Genomic DNA, 18,484 nt, shown 5'->3' with positions numbered 1-18,484 from the left:
CGCCCGCGCCGGGGCCCGCCCCCGCCGCGCCGCGCCCGCGGCGGCGACGGCGGGTGCTGGCCGTGCTGGTCGCGGTGCTGCTGGTCGGCGGCGCGGCGGGCGGCGGGGCGTACCTGGCCACCCACCACACCCCGAACCGGGGCGGTACCGGGCAGCCCGACGGCGGCGACACCGCCGCGCCGGCCACCGAGAGCGCCGCGCCGACCGGCCAGGTGCCCAGCGGCGGGCCGGCCCCCGCCGGGTACGTGTGGCAGGACGACCCGGACGGTTACCGCTTCCTGCTGCCGACCACCGACGGGACGTGGACCCGCGTCGAGGAGGGCGGCCAGGTGTACTACTCGCCGGACGCCCGGGTGCACTACCTGCAGTTCGCGGTGACGGTCGGTCAGCCGCTCACTCCCCTCCAGCACTTCGAGGAGATGGAGCTGTCGGTCAGCAAGAACCTGAAGGAGTACCAGTCCACCGGTCCGGTCGCGGCGCGGATCAACGACCGGGAGGGCGCGGTGTGGGAGTTCAGCTACACCGCGAAGGACGGCACCCGGCGGCACGCCAAGGAGGCGGAGTTCCGCAACACCGACGGGACCTCGTACGCGGTGTACGTGTCGGGGCCGGAGAAGGACTGGGTGCAGAGCCTGCGCCGGTTCACCACGGTGCTCAACAACTTCACGCCGAAGCGGTAGGCGCGCCCCGGCGCTTTCGCTCCGCGCTCCGAAATCCGTGTTACCGGCGGGTACACAACGGGGCGCGGAGGCTTTACGCTGCCCGCATGACGGAGACCACGGCGGAGAGCCAGGCCCGGGCCGGCGGGCGCAACCCTGCGGCGAAGGCGGCGGCGCGCAGCGTCGCCTCGGCGGTGCCGGCCGCGCTGGTCGCGCGGCTGGCGAAGGGGGTGACCGCCTCCGGAGGGGAGACGGCGGAGACCCTCGCCCCGCTGACCGGCGACGTCCTGGCGACGCTGCCGCTGTCGTCGGCCGCGGACGTCGAGGACGCGTTCGCGGCGGCCCGGCGGGCCCAGCCCGGCTGGGCGGCGCTGCCGCTGCGGCACCGCACCGGCGTGCTGCTGCGCTTCCACGACCTGCTGCTGAAGCGGCAGGACGAGGTGCTGGACCTGATCCAGGCGGAGACCGGCAAGACCCGGCTGCACGCCTTCGAGGAGGTCATGGCGGTGGCCTCGGCGGCCCGGCACTACGGGCGCCGCGCCTCGGCCTACCTGCGCGACCGCCGCCGCGGCGGCGCGGTGCCGGGGCTGACCAGTGCGGTGGAGTCCCGGCGGCCCAAGGGCGTGGTCGGGCAGATCTCGCCGTGGAACTACCCGTTCGAGCTGTCGGTGGGCGACGCGCTGCCGGCCCTGGTCGCGGGCAACGCGGTGGTCAACAAGCCGGACACCCAGACCGCGCTGACCGCGCTGTGGGCCCGCGAGCTGTTCGTCGAGGCCGGCCTGCCCGCCGAGGTGTGGCAGATCGTGCTCGGCGACGGCCCGGTGATCGGCCCCGAGGTGGTCGAGCGCGCCGACTACGTGGCCTTCACCGGCTCCACCCGCACCGGCCGCGACGTGGCGACCCGGGCGGCCGCCCGCCTGGTCGGCGCCTCGCTGGAACTCGGCGGCAAGAACGCCATGCTGGTGCTGGCCGACGCCGACCTGGACCGGGCCGCAGAAGGCGCCGTGCGGGCCTGCTTCTCCTCCGCCGGGCAGCTGTGCATCTCGATCGAGCGGCTGTACGTGCACCGCTCGGTCGCCGAGGAGTTCCTGGCCCGGTTCGCCGCCCGCACCGCGGCGCTGCGGCTCGGCGGCGGCCTGGCCTACGGCGCCGACATGGGATCGCTGGTGTCGAAGCGTCAGCTGGAGACCGTGACCCGGCACGTCGAGGACGCCGTGAAGGCCGGCGCGACGGTGGTGACGGGCGGTCAGGCCCGGCCCGACCTCGGGCCGCTGTTCTTCGAGCCGACCGTCCTGGACGGCGTCACCCCCGCGATGGCGGTGCGCGCGGAGGAGACCTTCGGCCCGGTGGTGTCGATCTACCGCTTCGACACCGAGGACGAGGCGGTCGCCGCCGCCAACGGCACCCCGTACGGCCTGAACTCCAGCGTCTGGACCAAGGACACCCGGCGCGGCCGAAGGGTCGCCGCGCGGCTGCGCACCGGCACCGTCAACGTGAACGAGGCCTATGCCGCCGCGTACGGCTCGGTGGCCTCGCCGATGGGCGGCATGGGCGACTCCGGGCTCGGCCGGCGGCACGGCGCGGAGGGCATCCTGCGCTACACCGAGGCGCAGACCGTCGCCGTGCAGCGGCTGCTGCCGATCGGCCCGTCGATGGGCATGGACGACCAGGGGTTCGCCGCGTTCTTCACCACCGGCCTGAAGCTCATGAAGGCGTTCCGCCTCAAGTAGAGGAGTGCAGCAGTGTCGTTCGACTACGACGTCGTGGTGGTCGGTTCGGGCTTCGGCGGTTCGGTCGCGGCACTGCGGCTGACCGAGAAGGGCTACCGGGTCGCGGTGCTGGAGGCCGGCCGCCGCTTCGACCGCGACGAGCTCCCCTCCACCTCCTGGGACACCCGCAACTACCTGTGGGCGCCCGGGCTCGGCCTGTACGGCATCCAGCGCATCCACCTGCTGCGCAACGTGCTGATCCTGGCCGGCGCGGGTGTCGGCGGCGGCTCGCTGAACTACGCCAACACGCTGTACGTCCCGCCGAAGCCGTTCTTCGAGGACCGGCAGTGGGCGCACATCACCGACTGGCAGTCCGAACTCGCCCCGTTCTACGACCAGGCGCAGCGGATGCTCGGCGTGCGGCTCAACCCGACGCTGACCCCCTCGGACGTGCACCTGAAGGAGGCCGCCGAGGCGATGGGCTGCGGCGACACCTTCCACATGGCGCCGGTCGGCGTGTTCTTCGGCGACGGGCAGGACGCCGACGGCGCCGCGAGGACCGTCCCCGGCGCCGAGGTCCCCGACCCGTACTTCGGCGGCGCCGGACCCAGCCGCAAGGCCTGCACCGAGTGCGGCGAGTGCATGACCGGCTGCCGGCACGGCGCGAAGAACATGCTCACCGAGAACTACCTGTACCTCGCCGAGCGCAACGGCGCCGAGATCCTGCCGCTCACCACCGTCAAGCGGCTGCGCCCGCACGGCGAGGGCTACGCGCTGGACGTGCTGCCCACCGACGCCCGCACCCGGCGCGCCCGCCGCGCGGGCGCGCGCACCGTCACCGCCGAGCGGGTGGTGGTCGCGGCCGGCACCTACGGCACCCAGACGCTGCTGCACCGGATGCGCGAGGGCGGCCAGCTGCCCGGGATCTCCGCCCGGCTCGGCCACCTCACCCGCACCAACTCCGAGGCGCTGGTGGGCGCGCAGACCTCCGACCGGCGCTACGGCGAGCGGGTGGACTTCACCCGCGGTGTGGCGATCACCTCGTCCATCCACCCCGACGAGAACACCCACATCGAGCCGGTGCGCTACGGCCGCGGCTCCAACGCGATGGGCGCGCTCAGCATCCAGCAGGTGGCCGGCGCCGGCCGCGGACCGCGCTGGCTGCGCTACCTCGCCGCGGTCGGCCGGCACCCGTGGATCTTCGCCCAGTCGATGAACCAGCACCGCTGGTCGGAGAAGACCATCATCGGCCTGGTCATGCAGTCGCTGGACAACTCGCTGACCGTGTCGCTGAAGACGTCCGGCCCCGGGAAGGGCAAGCTGACCTCCCGTCAGGGCCACGGCGCGCCCAACCCCAGCTGGATCCCCGCCGCCGAGGAAGGCGCCCGGGCGCTCGCCGCGTCCATCAACGGCTTCGCCGGGTCCACCGCCGGCGAGATCTTCGACATCCCGCTGACCGCGCACTTCCTCGGCGGCTGCCCGATCGGCGACAGCGCCGACACCGGCGTCGTCGACCCCTACCACCGCCTCTACGGCTACCCGGGGATCAGCGTGGTCGACGGCTCCGCGGTCTCCGCCAACCTGGGCGTCAACCCGTCGCTGACCATCACCGCGCAGGCCGAACGCGCCATGTCGATGTGGCCCAACCGCGGCGAGGCCGACCCGCGCCCCGAGCAGGGCGCCGCCTACCACGCGGTGGCGGCCGTCGCCCCGGTCGCCCCGGCCGTGCCCGCGGACGCCTTCGGGGCGCTGCGCCTGCCGCTGCTGGCCGTGCCGGAGGTGCCCCGCAAGGCGCACTGACGCCGATTGACACGCTCTCAGCCCCGGTGGGATAACGGGCCCTCGATCGTTCGAGTACCGGGGGAGCCGGACCATGCCCATCTGCACTGGCTGCGGAGCCGCCTCGGCCCGCGGCGCGGCGAGCTGCGCCAACTGCGGCGACTCGCTGACCGGCGGGCCGGCCATCGGCCCGGTGGTCGAGTCCGAGGCGCCGGCGGCGGCCTCGCCGTGGGGCGCGGGCCGGGTCCACCAGGCGCGCGACTGGCCGGTGCCGCACCGCGGTTGGCTGACCGCCGGGAAGCTGCTGCTGGCCCCGACCGGGCTGCTGCTGGCGGCCGCGGTGCTCGGCTCGGCGAGCAGTGACGAGGCGCTGCTCTACCTCGCCGTGAGCAGCCGCTTCCAGGTCTGGATGTCGCTCACCCTGACCGCGTTCGGCGCGCCGTGGACCAGCACCCTGGGCGAGGGCCCGGGCACGTCGGCGGAGACCCTGCAGGTGCTGCCGTACGCGATCACCCTGGGCTGGCTGGCCGCGCTCTGGCTGGGCCTGCGCCTGACCGCCCGGTCCCGGCTCGACGCCGGCGCCGACGCGAACCCGCGCGCCGCGGCGGCGCAGGCGCTGCGGGTCGGCGCGGTGTCGGCGGCCGTCGCCCTGCTGCTCGGCCTGCTGTCCACCGGCAACCCGGTCGCGGACCTCGCCCCCGACACCGTGCACGCCGAGTCCGGGGTGGCACTGCTGCCGCTCGCGCTGTCGGCGGGCCTCGCCGCGGCCGGGCTCGCCTTCGCGGTGGACGCCGCGCCGCTGCTGCGCGCGGCCGCCGCGCGGCGGCGGTGGCTCGGCGGCTGGCTGCTCGCCTGGCAGCACGCCGCGCGGGTCACCGCGGGCCTGCTGGCCGCGCTCACCGCGGTCGCGCTGGTGCTGCGACTGGTGGCCGACCACCCCTACCCGCTGGCCGACCACCAGTCGCTGACCGTGAACGGCGGGCTGTTCGTCTACGCGATCGGCAGCGGGGCCCGCACGCTGTCCCCGACCTGGATGGGCATGAAGCCGGGCAGCTCGTTCGCGCTGTACGACCTGGCCGGGCACGGCGCGGTGTGGTGGCTGGCGGCGGCGCCGGTGCTGCTGGCGGCGCTGGCGCTCGGCTGGTCCGCGCACCGCGGCCGCCTCGCGCTCGCCGACCGGGCCCGGCTGGCCGTGCTGTACACGGCCCTGCCCGCGCTGCTGGTGCTCGGCACCACGACCCGGCTGCGCTACACCCAGACCGGCGGGTACGACCTGGACGCCCGCCCCTGGCCCGACCTGGTCGGCTGGTCGGTGACCTCGGTACTGGCCGCCGGCGCCGCCTGGGCGGTGTTCGGGGCGCTGCTGGTGCCCGCCGTGCTGGACGCGCTGCGGCGCACCCCGGCGCCGGTCCGCGAGCCGGACGCGCCGGAGGGCGGGTCGTACGGGCCGGAGGGCGAGTCGTACGGGCTGGTGGAAGTGGCGGCCGAGCCGGAGCCCGCGGTGGCGCACGCCGACCTGCTGGACTCGCACGACGCCTACCGCCGTCCACTGCAAGGGAGTTGACGGACCGTCGGGCGGGAAGGGCAAAGGGCCCCGCGGGGGAACGGGGCCCTTTGTCGGTCAGCACGCGCGGCGTCAGGGCTGCGCCGGGTGCTGGGGTGACGGCGCCGGGGGAGGAGCGCCGTCGCGTCGGTTGGTAAGGGGACACGCGCCTGGGCCGGGTGGGCCTCACGGAGCGTGAGATGAGAACCGTTCTCGCCAACGGTCCTTGAACGGATCGGAGGTGGCCGGTCGGCCCCCCGCCTCACAGCATCGTCGTGGACGAGGGCCGTGCTGTGCAACCGATTCGACGCAAATTCGGCCCGGAACGATTCGGGGCGGGGCACCGGACGGCGCCGACCCGACCACTCCGAGGCGGTCACTGTCCGTAGTACTGGCATGCGGGGCGTACCGGGGCGTACGCCGGAGCGGGCGGCTGACTGAGGTGCGGCGGCCGGCACCGGTACCGGCCGCCACACCCCGGGTCCGCCCGGTCGCGGCCGGGTTCGCTGTCCCCTGCTACCCGACCGCCTCACCGGGGCGCGGTCCCACGGCGGGCCCGTGCCCGCCACGCGCACCGGTGGACCGGAGAGATCCACGCGTGGTCCGCCGTACGGTGCAGCCCGCAACTGGCGGATGCCGGCGGCTCGTACGGTCTCCCGGTGCAACGATTCGCCGCCCCGGGCGGTCACGGGGCGGTGCGGCGGCAGACGAGTGAACCGGAGGCGTTCGGACCGCCCGGTAGACTCGGGTACCGACACCCCTTGTACCGCCGCCGGAAGGCCGTCCGTGTCCTCTGCTTCTCCCGTCCAGTCCGCACCCGAGAACGACACCGTCCTGGTCGTCGACTTCGGTGCCCAGTACGCCCAGCTCATCGCCCGTCGGGTCCGTGAGGCGCGGGTCTACAGCGAGATCGTCCCGAGCACCATGCCGGTCGCCGAGATGCTCGCCAGGAACCCGAAGGCGATCATCCTCTCCGGCGGCCCGTCGTCGGTGTACGAGGACGGCGCCCCGCAGCTCGACCGCGCGATCTTCGAGGCCGGGGTGCCGGTCTTCGGCATGTGCTACGGCTTCCAGCTGATGGCGACCGCCCTCGGCGGCACCGTCGACAACAGCGGCGCCCGCGAGTACGGCCGCACCGCGCTGACCGTCTCGCGCCCCGGCTCCACGCTGTTCGAGGGCACCCCGGCGCAGCAGTCGGTGTGGATGTCGCACGGCGACGCCTGCTCGGCCGCGCCGGAGGGCTTCACCGTCACCGCCTCCACCGACGTGGTCCCGGTCGCGGCGTTCGAGAACGACGAGCGCAAGCTGTACGGCGTGCAGTACCACCCCGAGGTGATGCACTCCGAGCACGGCCAGCAGGTGCTGGAGCACTTCCTGTACCGCGGCGCCGGCATCGCCCCGAACTGGACCACCACCAACGTGGTCGAGGAGCAGGTCGCGCTGATCCGCGAGCAGGTCGGCGACAAGCGCGCCATCTGCGGCCTGTCCGGCGGCGTGGACTCCGCGGTCGCCGCCGCGCTGGTGCAGCGCGCCATCGGCGACCGGCTGACCTGCGTGTACGTCGACCACGGCCTGATGCGCAAGGGCGAGACCGAGCAGGTCGAGAAGGACTTCGTCGCGGCCACCGGCGTCAAGCTGGTCGTGGTCGACGCCGAGGAGCGCTTCCTGACCGCGCTGGCGGGCGTCTCCGACCCCGAGCAGAAGCGCAAGATCATCGGCCGCGAGTTCATCCGGGTCTTCGAGCAGGCCCAGGCCGACATCATCGCCGACGAGGGCCCGGCCGTGGAGTTCCTGGTCCAGGGCACCCTGTACCCGGACGTGGTGGAGTCCGGCGGCGGCACCGGTACCGCCAACATCAAGTCCCACCACAACGTCGGCGGCCTGCCCGAGGACCTCGAGTTCCAGCTGGTCGAGCCGCTGCGCAAGCTGTTCAAGGACGAGGTCCGGATGGTCGGCCAGGAGCTCGGCCTGCCCGCCGAGATCGTCCAGCGCCAGCCGTTCCCCGGCCCGGGCCTCGGCATCCGGATCGTCGGCGAGGTCACCAAGGACCGCCTCGACCTGCTGCGCGACGCCGACGCGATCGCCCGCGAGGAGCTGACCGCGGCCGGCCTGGACGCCGAGATCTGGCAGTGCCCGGTGGTGCTGCTGGCCGACGTCCGCAGCGTCGGCGTGCAGGGCGACGGCCGCACCTACGGCCACCCGATCGTGCTGCGCCCGGTCTCCTCCGAGGACGCGATGACCGCCGACTGGTCGCGCCTGCCCTACGAGGTGCTGGCGAAGATCTCCACCCGGATCACCAACGAGGTCCGGGACGTGAACCGGGTGGTCCTGGACGTCACCTCCAAGCCGCCGGGCACCATCGAGTGGGAGTGATCCCACCGGCAATCGCGTGACCGCGCCGCCGCTCCCCGTACAGGGGAGTGGCGGCGCGGTCATGTGCGAGCGGCACCGGGCACAATCGGACCCGATCCTGTCGGCGGACGACAGGCGGTGAGGGAGAGGGCGGAGAGCATGGCGGCGGTCACCGACCATCACGACGGGCACACCGGGCACACGGCGGGGGAGAGAATCGCGCACTGGAAGGCGCTGGGCAGCCGGTTCGCGCTGCTGCCGCTGCGGCTGTTCCTGGGGGTGACCTTCGTCTACGCGGCCTTCGACAAGCTCTCCGACGCGCACTACCTGGCCGGCGCGGGCGACGCCGCCTCGTTCTACGCGCAGACCAAGGCGGTCAAGGGCGCCAGCCCGATCGGCTGGGCGCTCGGCCCGGCCCTGGACGCGCCCACCTTCTTCGGCCTGCTGATCGCCTTCGGCGAGCTCGCGGTGGGCCTGGGCACCCTGTTCGGCCTGTGGGGCCGGGTCGCCGCGCTCGGCGGCGCCGCGCTCAGCGCCACCCTCTGGCTGACCGTCAGCTGGCAGACCACGCCGTACTACCTCGGAAACGACCTGGCCTACCTGATGGCCTGGACACCGCTGCTGCTGGCCGGCACCCCCTACCTGTCGGTGGACGGCTACCTGGCCGCCCGCGCCGCCCGCGACCGGGCCCGCGGCCTCGCCGAGGACGCGGTGCGCCGCCGCGCCCTGCTGGACGGCGGCATCGCCGCGGTCGCGCTGGGCGGCGCCGGGCTGCTCTCCGGCTCGCTGACCGCCAGCTTCGGCCGGGACGAGACCCCGCCGGCCGCCGCGGGCACGACGCCCGGCGCCACCAGCCCCGTCCCGCAGGCCAGCGGCAGCGCCGGCGGCGCGTCCGGCGGCTCCGGCGGCTCGGGCGTGAAGGTCCCGGCCGCGCAGGTGCCGGTCGGCGGCTCCGCCAGCGTCAAGGACCCGGCCAGCGGCGACGCCGTGTACATCGTGCAGCCCGCCGCCGGGCAGTACACCGGGCTGTCCTCGGTCTGCACGCACTCCGGATGCGCCGTCAACCCGCCCAAGGACGGCCAGCTGTACTGCCCGTGCCACGGCTCCAAGTTCGACGCCGCGACCGGCGCGGTGATCACCGGGCCGGCCGTGAAGCCGCTGCCCAAGTACAAGGTCACCAAGAACGGCGACCAGCTGGAGCTCGGCCCGCAGCAGAGCTGACGGGCCGTCGGACGCCGGACGTTCAGTCCTCGCGCTCGGACCGCTGCGGGTCCCGGCCGCGCCTGGAGGCCGCCACCAGGGCGCCGCCGAGGCCCGCCGCACCGAGCGCGATGCACACCACCGGCAGCACGAACCGGCCGTTCACCTCGCGGCCGTTCAGCGAGGCCACCAGGAACAGCACCGCCAGCGCGGTGAACAGCGCGCCCGCGATCAGCGCGTACAGGTCGAACGGATGCTTCCTCATCCCCGCACCACCTTGAGGTCACCGGCGCCCACCGACACCGTCAGCTCCAGCACACCCCGGGACTGCTGGCCCTCCGGGACCAGCAGCACCACGTTCTCGTTGGTCGCCGGCCCGTCGAAGGTCTCGCCGTCCGGCAGGCTCACCGTGCCCACCGCGTCGCGCAGCTTCAGCCGCAGCTCCACCTGCGACGGGACCGTCACCGTGGCGTCGCCCGCGACCAGCCGCAGCTCGGTCGAGACGGTGCCGCCGGCCGGGTCCACCGCTGCCAGGTCCAGCTTCGCGTCGCCGAAGCCGTGGGTGTAGCGGGAGTGCAGCCCGGTCGACGTCGCCGTCCAGACGACGTCGCCGGTGCTGCCCGCCACCGTCGCCGAGGTGCCGGACGACACCACCAGACCCGCCGTCAGCAGCAGCGACAGGAAGGTCAGTCCGCGGGTGCGGCCCCAGCGGGCCGAGAGCATCATCGCCAGGCCCAGCGGCACCAGCGCCACCGCCAGCACGGTCGACCACCGGTGGTGCCCGCCGTCGCTCGCCGCCACCGCCCAGGCCGCGCCGATCGACACCAGCACCGCCGAGGCGCCCAGCGCGGAACTCCCCCGCCGCGCGTGCCGCAGCCGCCGCGCGGCCCGCTGCGCCTCGCGCTGCTCGCGGTGCAACTCCCGCCGCTGCCGGTGCAGTTCGTGCCGGTCCAGGGGCCGCTTGCGCAGCGGGTCGCCCTCCGGCAGGTCGGTGCGCTGCCACCACGGCTGCGCCTCCGCCCCCGGCGGCGGCGCGCCCGTGTACGGGTTGCGCTCCGGGTGCCGCGGATCCCACAGGTAGCCGGACGGGCCGGGCGGCGGGGTGTCCGTGGGCACCTCGCCCGACACCTGCTGGTCGTGCCAGGTCCGCATCCGCTCGTGGAACTCCACGCTGCGGGCCTTCCACTCGCCGCGCAGGTCGCGGCTCATCGCCTCGCCCCAGGACTTCCAGTCCGCCCACTGCTCGGCGCCGCCGAGCCGGTCGTACGGGCCGCCCTCGGCGGACTGCTTGCCGTCGGGGCCGCGGCCCGCCTGCCGGCGGCGCTCAGGGTCGTAGCGCAGCGCCAGGAAGACCAGTGCGGCGAGCAGCAGCAGCGGGAAGAGCTGGCCGCCGTCGCCCATCGAGGAGAAGAACACCCCGGTGCCGATCACGGTCAGCAGCACCGCGCCGACCGACTGGCCGTCCACCCGCCCGGTCAGCACCCGCTGCAGTTCGTTGCGCCCGCCCTCGCCGTCCGGCTCCTCGCGCGGCACCACCAGCCAGGCCACGCCGTACAGGAACAGGCCGAGGCCGCCGGTCAGGCCGAGCACCGCGACCACCACCCGGAACACCACCGGGTCGATGTCCAGGTGCCGCCCCAGGCCGCCGCAGACCCCCGCCACCACGCGGTGCCGCGAGGAGCGGGTCAGCGCCGGGCGCGGCGCCGGTTCGGTGGGGGCGGTCCCCGTGCTCTGGTCGTCCGTCATGCCCCCATCCTCCCGGGCCCGGGCGGGCCGCCCAACCGTCGCGGGCCCGGGAGCGACCCTGAACTGTCCCTGAGAGCGGGCTCAGGGCCGTACCCTGATGCGCCGCCGACCCGGCACCTGCCACCATCGGTGCCGTGGCCGCACCAGACACCCGAACACCCGAGCCCGCGCCGACCGACGACCCGGCCGGCGCGCCGCCCTACCGCCGGCTGTACCGCAGCCCGCACGGGCGGATCCTCGGCGGCGTCTGCCAGGGCCTGGCCATCCACCTCGGGCTGCCGGTCACCTGGGTGCGGATCGCCTTCATCGTGCTGTTCTTCTCGCAGGGCATCGGGACCCTGCTGTACGCCGCGTTCTGGGTGGTCGTCCCGCTCGGCATCAACCAGGCCGCGCCCGGCGGCCCGTGGACCCCGCAGCGGCCCGAGTCGCCCGCCGGACGCCGGCTCGGACGGCTGCGCGAACTGCTCGACCGCACCTTCCACGGCGAGGACGGCGCCCCCGGCGCGGGCACCGTGCAGGGCCCCGCCGCGAGCCCCGCCCCGGCCGGCGCCACCGCGGTCGCCCCGCGCGGCGGCGGTGGCAGCCTGGGCCAGCTGTTCGCGCTGCTCGGCCTGGTGATCGGCGTGATGGCGCTGCTCTCCGTGCTCGGCATCCAGACCGCCAAGCCCTACGTGTGGCCGCTGCTCGCGGTCGGCGTCGGCGTCGCGCTGGTGTGGCGGCAGGCCGACGACTCGCGCTGGCAGCGCTGGTTCGGGCTGGAGCCGGGCAGCCGCAAGGGCGCCTACCTGCGGGTGCTGGCCGGCGTGCTGCTGGTGGTGGCCGGCATCATCGGCTTCTTCGTGATGCAGGGCGTCGCCTCGCCGGTCGCCCTGGTCATCGAGTCCTCGCTGGCCGTGGTGGCCGGCGCGCTGGTCCTCGGCGGTCCGTCCGCGCTGCGGCTGTGGCAGGACCTCGGCGCGGAGCGCACCGCCCGCATCCGCGCCCAGGAGCGCGCCGAGATCGCCGCGCACGTCCACGACTCGGTGCTGCACACCCTGACGCTCATTCAGCGCCGCGCCGAGGACCCCAAGGAGGTGCTGCGCCTGGCCCGCGCACAGGAGCGCGAACTGCGGCTGTGGCTCTACCGCCCGGAGGCCGCCGCCGAGGCCGCCCCCGACACCCTCGCCGAGCGGCTGCGCGCGGTCGTCGCCGAGGTCGAGGACCGGCACGGCGTCCACCTCGAGCTGGTCTGCGTCGGCGACTGCCCGATGGACGAGAAGATCGCCTCGCAGATGCAGGCCGCGAGGGAGGCGATGGTCAACGCCGCCAAGTACGGTGGCGGAGGACCGGTCCAGGTCTACGCGGAGGTGGAGGGGAGGACGGTGTCGGTGTTCGTCCGCGACCACGGCCCCGGCTTCGACCCCGACGACCTCCCCGAGGACCGCATGGGCGTACGCGAGTCGATCATCGGCCGGATGCGGCGCAACGGGGGCACCGCGCGGGTGCGGCCCGCGCCGGACGGCGGCACCGAGGTCGAGTTGGAGATGGAGAGGGCGGCAGATGACTGAGGCAGCGTCAGCGGAGGCGGCACCCGGCAGGCGGGCCCGGGTGGTCCTGGTGGACGACCACCGGATGTTCCGCACCGGCGTGCGCGCCGAGATCGGGCGCACCGACGAGACCGGAATCGACGTGGTCGGCGAGGCCGACGACGTCGAGTCCGCGGTCCGGGTGGTCGCCGAGACCCGGCCGGACGTGGTGCTGCTCGACGTCCACCTGCCCGGCGGCGGCGGCGTCGAGGTGCTGCGCCGCTCCGCGGCGGTCGAGGGCGTGCGCTTCCTGGCGCTGTCCGTCTCCGACGCGGCCGAGGACGTCATCGGCGTGATCCGCGGCGGCGCCCGCGGCTACGTCACCAAGACCATCACCGGCACCGACCTGGTCAACGCGATCTTCCGGATCTCCGACGGCGACGCGGTCTTCTCCCCCAGGCTGGCCGGCTTCGTCCTCGACGCCTTCGCCGCCACCGACACCCCGCCGGTCGACGAGGACCTCGACCGGCTCACCCAGCGCGAACGCGAGGTCCTGCGGCTGATCGCCCGCGGCTACGCGTACAAGGAGATCGCCAAGCAGCTGTTCATCTCCGTGAAGACCGTGGAGAGCCACGTCTCCGCGGTGCTGCGCAAGCTCCAGCTGAGCAACCGTCACGAACTCACCCGCTGGGCGACGGCGCGCCGCCTGGTCTGAAGCGGCGGTGGCGGGCGGCTGTCGGAGAGTTGACGGCCGCTCACGCCGGGGGAACGTCAGGTGACGGCGCGGCGGATGGCTTGGCCATGCGGTGGACCGGTGTGGGACGGTTGACCGGTGCGTGTGGAGACCGTGGAGAGCGCCCGGAGCGCCTGGCCCCGGCCGTCCTCCGTGCGCCCCGCCGAGCGGCCGGTGCGCGCGCTGTGGGCGGCCGCGCCGGCGCTGCTCGGCTACCTCGCGGTGCGGGCCGCCGGCGTGCTGCTGGCGGTGCACGTCGGACGGGACGAGCAGACGGGCGGGCTGCGCCGGCTGGCGACGCTGTGGGACGCCTGGTGGTACCAGTCGATCGCCGACCACGGCTACTCCGGCACCGGACCGGTGGCGGGCCCGCACGGGGCGTACCAGCCGTACGCGTTCTTCCCCGGCTACCCGGCGCTGATCCGGGCGCTGCCGGTCTCCGCCGAGTGGGCCGCGCTGGCGGTGTCCTGGGCGGCGGCGGTGGCCGCGGCGTGGGGGATCTTCGCGATCGCCGACCACGTGTACGGGCGGCGGGTCGGGGTGCTGACCGTGCTGCTGTGGGGCGTGCTGCCGGTCGCGGTGATCGAGAACGCCGCGTACTCGGAGGCGCTGTTCACCGCCTTCGCCGCCTGGGCGGTGTACGCGGCGCTGACCCGCCGGTGGGTCCTGGCCGGGCTGCTGAGCTCCGCCGCCGGACTCACCCGGCCGACCGGCATCGCGCTGGCCGCGGCGATCGGCGCGGCCGCGCTGTGGGAACTGCTGCGCGGGCGGGGCGGCTGGCGGGCGCTCGGGGCGATCGCGCTGGCCCCGCTCGGCTTCGTCGGCTACCTCGCCTGGGTCGGGCACCGGATGGGCCGCTGGGACGGCTACTTCCGGGTCCAGGACGCCTGGGAGTCGCACTTCGACCTCGGCCGGGCCACCTGGAAGTCGCTCAAGCAGCTGTTCGCCGGCGGCGGGCAGGTCTGGTTCACCGACGTGGTGGTCGCCGCCACCCTGATCACCGCGGTGCTGATGCTCGGGGTGTCGCTGGTGCAGCGCCAGCCGCTGGTGGTGCTGCTGTACAGCGCGGCGATGCTCGCCCTGGCGCTCGGCGATGCCGCGTACTTCAACTCCCGGGCGCGGTTCCTGCTGCCCGCCTTCGGGCTGCTGCTGCCGGTCGCCACCGCGCTGGCCCGCACCCGCAACCGGCTGGTGCTGCCGCTGGCCTTCGGCATGGCCGCGCTGGTCTCCGCCGCGTACGGCGGGTACCTGCTGTACGGCTACCCCGACGCGCCCTGACGCCGGGTCAGCCCGGGCGGACCGCGCCCGCGAATGGCATCACGTCGATCGACTCGTAGCGCACCGGGGCGCCCGGGTGCGGCGCGTGGATCATCCGCCCGCCGCCGGTGTACAGGCCGACGTGGCTGACCCCGGAGTAGAAGAACACCAGGTCGCCGGGGAGCAGCCGGTCCCGGGTGATCCTGGGGGCGGCGGCGATCTGCGCGTAGGTGGTGCGCGGCAGCTTCACCCCGGCGGCCCGCCAGGCGGCCTGGGTGAGGCCGGAGCAGTCGTAGGAGTCCGGTCCGGTGGCGCCCCACACGTACGGCTTGCCGAGCTGGGCGCGGGCGAAGGCGAGCGCGGCGGCGGCCCGGCCGTTCGGCGCGGGCTGCGGCGGGCCGGCCCGGCCCGGGGCGTCGGCGGGGTCGCCGAGCGCGGACAGCAGCGTCCTGGCCTCGTGCAGGCGCTGCTGCACGGCCGCCTTCTCCTCGGCCAACTGCCGTTCCTGTTCGGCGAGTTCGGTGAGGTCGGCGCGGGCCTCGGCGGCCCGGGAGGTGAGGCCGGCGCGCTGCTGCCCGTACTGCTGGAGGGCGGCCAGCTCCAGCGCGCCGACCCGGTCGAGGCTGGCGGAGTGCTCCAGGAACCGCTGCGGGTCGTCGTCCAGGGCCAGGCGCAGCGCCGCGGGCAGGCCGCCGGTGCGGTACTGCTCGGCGGCGAGCGCGCCGAGCCGGGTGCGCACCGCCTCGGCGGCGTCGGTGCGGCGGGCCAGTTCGTCCTGGAGCAGGGAGACCCGGGTGCGCAGCTCGGCGATCCGCTCGCGGGTGCCGTCGTAGCGCTGGGTGGCCTCCTCGGCCTCCCGGTACAGGGCGTCCAGCCGGGCCCGGGTCTGCTGCGGGCCGGGCGGCGGCTCGGCGGGCGCGGCGGCGGCCAGCGGGGCGGGGGCCAGCGCGGTGACCGAGGCGAGGGCGCCGATCCGGAGCCGGCGGCGGGCGGTGGCGGTGCGGGGTCTGCGGTGCGACGCCATGGCGGCGTTCTCCTTTCGGACCGGCCCGCGGGGTGGTTCGGGGGCGGACCGGCGGGCGGCCCGCGGCGCGGGCGGCCGGTGGGGAGGCGACGTTAGCGGCCGGTGCCGCACGACACGGCGACGCGTCACGGCCGTGCCCGCAAACGTTCGGAACTGGTGGGTCCGTTTTCCGCTCCGGGTGGCAGTCGGTTCGCCGACCGGCCGGATCCGACCGCTTCGCGCCCGCTGCTGCCCGTCCGACCGGCGGCCGCCGGGGACCCGGCCGCGCTGTCGGCGGCGGGTCATAGACTCGGAGTGCCATGACTAGCCTCTTTGACGACCTCCCGCTCCCCGGCTTCGAGCGTCCTGCCGTCGGGTCGAGCCGCCGCCCGCAAGCGTCGCAGCCGCCCCTCACGCAGTGGTCGGACCAGGAGGCCCCGCCCGCCGACGAGCCCTACGACGACGCCCCGTACGACGCCGGGCAGGAAGCGGCGTACGCCGCGTACGAGGAGGACATCCCGGACGGGCTGTTCGCCACCGACCACGCCGCCGAGACCGAGCGCGACGCCTGGTACCGCAACGGCGCCGCCCGGACCGTGATCGACCCCGAGCAGCTGCTGGAGGGCATGAACGACCCGCAGCGCGAGGCCGTCGTCCACCACGGCTCCCCGCTGCTGCTGGTGGCCGGCGCCGGCTCCGGCAAGACCCGGGTGCTCACCCACCGGATCGCCTACCTGCTCGGCGCCCGCGGCGTGCAGCCCGGCGAGATCCTGGCGATCACCTTCACCAACAAGGCCGCCGGCGAGATGCGCGAACGCGTCGAGGCGCTGGTCGGCCCGCGCGCCAAGGCGATGTGGGTCTCCACCTTCCACAGCGCCTGCGTGCGGATCCTGCGCCGCGAGGCGAAGCAGCTGGGCATGAGCTCCAGCTTCTCGATCTACGACTCCGCCGACTCGCAGCGGCTGATGGCCCTGGTCTGCCGCGACCTGGACCTCGACCCCAAGCAGTTCCCGCCGAAGTCCTTCACCGCCAAGATCAGCAACCTGAAGAACGAGCTGATCGACGAGGAGACCTACGCCGACCAGGCCGCCAACCCGATGGAGAAGAAGCTCGCCGAGGCGTACTTCCTCTACCAGCGGCGCCTGCGCGAGGCCAACGCCCTCGACTTCGACGACATCATCATGACCACCGTCCACCTGCTCCAGGCGTTCCCCGACGTCGCCGAGCACTACCGGCGGCGGTTCCGGCACATCCTGGTCGACGAGTACCAGGACACCAACCACGCCCAGTACACCCTGGTCCGCGAACTCAGCGGCGGCGCCGCCGCGCACGCCCCGAAGATGACCGCCGACGGCGACTTCGTGAACCCCGCCGACGCCCGGCTGGCCCAGATCGCCCCCGCCGAGCTGTGCGTGGTCGGTGACGCCGACCAGTCGATCTACGCCTTCCGCGGCGCCACGATCCGCAACATCCTCCAGTTCGAGGAGGACTACCCCAACGCGACGACCATCCTGCTGGAGCAGAACTACCGCTCGACGCAGACCATCCTGAGCGCCGCCAACGCCGTCATCGAACGCAACACCAACCGGCGCAAGAAGAACCTGTGGACCGCCGGCGACCAGGGCGACCTCGTCACCGGCTACGTCGCCGACGACGAGCACGGCGAGGCCCAGTTCATCGCCGAGGAGATCGACCGGCTCACCGACGCCGGCCACGCCCGCCCCGGCGACGTGGCGATCTTCTACCGCACCAACGCGCAGTCCCGGGTCTTCGAAGAGGTGTTCATCCGGGTCGGCCTGCCCTACAAGGTGGTCGGCGGCGTCCGCTTCTACGAGCGCAAGGAGGTCAAGGACGTCCTCGCCTACCTGCGCGTCCTCTCCAACCCCGAGGACACCGTCCCGCTGCGCCGCATCCTCAACGTCCCCAAGCGCGGCATCGGCGAGCGCGCCGAGGCGATGATCGACGCCCTGGCCTCCCGCGAGCGGATCTCCTTCGCGCAGGCGCTGCGCCGCGTCGACGAGGCGTACGGGATGGCCGCGCGCTCCGCCAACGCGGTGAAGAAGTTCAACGAGCTGCTGGCCGGGCTGCGCCAGGTGGTGGAGTCCGGGGCCGGCCCCGCCGCCGTGCTGGAGGCCGTCCTGGAGGAGACCGGCTACCTCGCCGAACTCCAGTCCTCCACCGACCCGCAGGACGAGACCCGGGTGGAGAACCTCCAGGAACTCGCCTCCGTCGCCCTGGAGTACGAGAAGGACCCCGGCGAGCGCCCCGAGGGCGAGGGCGACGACGGCCCGCCCGTCGGCTCGCTCGCCGACTTCCTGGAGCGGGTCGCGCTGGTCGCCGACTCCGACCAGATCCCGGACGACGAGGAGGGCGCGGGCGTCATCACGATGATGACCCTGCACACCGCCAAGGGCCTCGAGTTCCCGGTGGTCTTCCTCACCGGCATGGAGGACGGGATCTTCCCGCACATGCGCGCCCTCAACCAGGTCCAGGAACTGGAGGAGGAACGCCGCCTCGCCTACGTCGGCCTCACCCGGGCCCGGCAGCGGCTCTACCTCACCCGCTCGGTGCTGCGCAGCGCCTGGGGCCAGCCCTCCTACAACCCGGCCTCCCGCTTCCTGGAGGAGATCCCGGACACCCTGATCGAGTGGAAGCGCACCGGCGCGAGCGCGGTGCCCGCCTCCCGCGGCTACTCCTCGAACTCCTCGTCCTCGCGCGGTGGTTCGTCCTCCGGCTCGCTGACGTCCACGCCCAAGGCGGGCTGGGGCAAGTCCGCGCGCAGCATGGTCGACCGCGAGGTGGTCGCCCTCGCGGTCGGCGACCGGGTCAGCCACGACACCTTCGGCCTCGGCACCGTCGTCGCCACCCAGGGCATCGGCGACAAGGCCAGGGCCACCGTCGACTTCGGCTCCACCGGCCGCAAGGAGCTGCTGCTCCGGTACGCCCCCGTCGAGAAGCTCTAGCCGCGACCGGGCCCCGACCGGGCTCCACGGCGCTG

12 protein-coding genes and 1 pseudogene are annotated in these 18,484 nt (G+C 74.5%); 10 read left to right on the top strand and 3 right to left on the bottom strand.

The window, feature by feature from the left end; all coding sequences use genetic code 11:
• The 6 genes and pseudogenes from AB0K51_RS33405 to AB0K51_RS33380 all read left to right on the top strand — a co-directional run.
• Positions 1 to 680 (top strand): annotated as a pseudogene (locus AB0K51_RS33405) (hypothetical protein); the annotation flags it as partial.
• An 86-nt stretch (positions 681 to 766) separates the two neighbouring features.
• Complete coding sequence (locus tag AB0K51_RS33400) at positions 767 to 2,389, top strand: succinic semialdehyde dehydrogenase (protein ID WP_363461817.1); 1,623 nt, start codon at positions 767 to 769, stop codon at positions 2,387 to 2,389.
• A gap of 12 nt (positions 2,390 to 2,401) precedes the next feature.
• Positions 2,402 to 4,168 (top strand): GMC family oxidoreductase, encoded by a 1,767-nt coding sequence (locus AB0K51_RS33395; protein WP_363461815.1) that lies wholly within the window; start codon positions 2,402 to 2,404, stop codon positions 4,166 to 4,168.
• Between the two features lie 73 nt (positions 4,169 to 4,241).
• The gene (locus AB0K51_RS33390; RefSeq protein WP_363461813.1) at positions 4,242 to 5,711 is read left to right on the top strand and encodes a hypothetical protein; all 1,470 of its coding nucleotides are present in this window, start codon (positions 4,242 to 4,244) and stop codon (positions 5,709 to 5,711) included.
• A gap of 765 nt (positions 5,712 to 6,476) precedes the next feature.
• Complete coding sequence (gene guaA / locus AB0K51_RS33385; RefSeq protein ID WP_363461811.1) at positions 6,477 to 8,063, top strand: glutamine-hydrolyzing GMP synthase; 1,587 nt, start codon at positions 6,477 to 6,479, stop codon at positions 8,061 to 8,063.
• 138 nt (positions 8,064 to 8,201) lie between these two features.
• On the top strand, positions 8,202 to 9,263 hold the full coding sequence (locus AB0K51_RS33380; protein ID WP_363461809.1) for a Rieske 2Fe-2S domain-containing protein: 1,062 nt from the start codon (positions 8,202 to 8,204) through the stop codon (positions 9,261 to 9,263).
• A 22-nt stretch (positions 9,264 to 9,285) separates the two neighbouring features.
• Here the strand turns inward: AB0K51_RS33380 and AB0K51_RS33375 are convergent, their stop codons facing one another.
• Together AB0K51_RS33375 and AB0K51_RS33370 are read right to left on the bottom strand one after the other, a co-directional pair.
• Positions 9,286 to 9,507: a hypothetical protein gene (locus AB0K51_RS33375; protein WP_363461807.1), complete on the bottom strand. Its 222-nt coding sequence runs from the start codon at positions 9,505 to 9,507 to the stop codon at positions 9,286 to 9,288.
• Positions 9,504 to 10,988 carry a PspC domain-containing protein gene (locus tag AB0K51_RS33370; protein WP_363461805.1) on the bottom strand — a complete coding sequence of 495 codons (1,485 nt, stop codon included), beginning with the start codon at positions 10,986 to 10,988 and terminating at the stop codon, positions 9,504 to 9,506. Before AB0K51_RS33370 ends, AB0K51_RS33375 begins: the two co-directional genes overlap by 4 nt.
• 134 nt (positions 10,989 to 11,122) lie before the next feature.
• Here AB0K51_RS33370 and AB0K51_RS33365 point away from each other — a divergent pair, with 134 nt between their 5' ends.
• From AB0K51_RS33365 to AB0K51_RS33355, 3 genes are all read left to right on the top strand, one after another.
• On the top strand, positions 11,123 to 12,535 hold the full coding sequence (locus tag AB0K51_RS33365) for a PspC domain-containing protein (RefSeq protein WP_363461803.1): 1,413 nt from the start codon (positions 11,123 to 11,125) through the stop codon (positions 12,533 to 12,535).
• Positions 12,528 to 13,208: a response regulator transcription factor gene (locus AB0K51_RS33360; RefSeq protein ID WP_363461801.1), complete on the top strand. Its 681-nt coding sequence runs from the start codon at positions 12,528 to 12,530 to the stop codon at positions 13,206 to 13,208. The genes AB0K51_RS33365 and AB0K51_RS33360 overlap by 8 nt, the downstream gene beginning before the upstream one ends.
• Positions 13,209 to 13,325: 117 nt before the next feature.
• Positions 13,326 to 14,504 carry a glycosyltransferase family 39 protein gene (locus AB0K51_RS33355; protein ID WP_363461799.1) on the top strand — a complete coding sequence of 393 codons (1,179 nt, stop codon included), beginning with the start codon at positions 13,326 to 13,328 and terminating at the stop codon, positions 14,502 to 14,504.
• Between the two features lie 7 nt (positions 14,505 to 14,511).
• Here the strand turns inward: AB0K51_RS33355 and AB0K51_RS33350 are convergent, their stop codons facing one another.
• Positions 14,512 to 15,507 (bottom strand): NlpC/P60 family protein, encoded by a 996-nt coding sequence (locus AB0K51_RS33350; protein WP_363461797.1) that lies wholly within the window; start codon positions 15,505 to 15,507, stop codon positions 14,512 to 14,514.
• Positions 15,508 to 15,806: 299 nt separating this feature from the next.
• Between AB0K51_RS33350 and pcrA the strand changes: the two genes are divergently transcribed.
• Positions 15,807 to 18,449, top strand: coding sequence for a DNA helicase PcrA (gene pcrA / locus AB0K51_RS33345; protein ID WP_363461795.1), 2,643 nt, complete (start codon positions 15,807 to 15,809; stop codon positions 18,447 to 18,449).
• Positions 18,450 to 18,484 lie beyond the last annotated feature (35 nt).

Source organism: Kitasatospora sp. NPDC049285, from assembly GCF_040678815.1.
GTDB lineage: Bacteria > Actinomycetota > Actinomycetes > Streptomycetales > Streptomycetaceae > Kitasatospora.
This window is presented reverse-complemented; position numbering and strand designations above follow the sequence as displayed.

Coding starts and splice junctions, on each gene's coding strand:
- AB0K51_RS33390 (WP_363461813.1), top strand. CDS start 4,242: ATGCCCATCTGCACTGGCTGCGGAGCCGCCTCGGCCCGCGGCGCGGCG.
- AB0K51_RS33370 (WP_363461805.1), bottom strand. CDS start 10,988: ATGACGGACGACCAGAGCACGGGGACCGCCCCCACCGAACCGGCGCCG.
- AB0K51_RS33400 (WP_363461817.1), top strand. CDS start 767: ATGACGGAGACCACGGCGGAGAGCCAGGCCCGGGCCGGCGGGCGCAAC.
- AB0K51_RS33380 (WP_363461809.1), top strand. CDS start 8,202: ATGGCGGCGGTCACCGACCATCACGACGGGCACACCGGGCACACGGCG.
- AB0K51_RS33375 (WP_363461807.1), bottom strand. CDS start 9,507: ATGAGGAAGCATCCGTTCGACCTGTACGCGCTGATCGCGGGCGCGCTG.
- AB0K51_RS33360 (WP_363461801.1), top strand. CDS start 12,528: ATGACTGAGGCAGCGTCAGCGGAGGCGGCACCCGGCAGGCGGGCCCGG.
- pcrA (WP_363461795.1), top strand. CDS start 15,807: ATGACTAGCCTCTTTGACGACCTCCCGCTCCCCGGCTTCGAGCGTCCT.
- AB0K51_RS33350 (WP_363461797.1), bottom strand. CDS start 15,507: ATGGCGTCGCACCGCAGACCCCGCACCGCCACCGCCCGCCGCCGGCTC.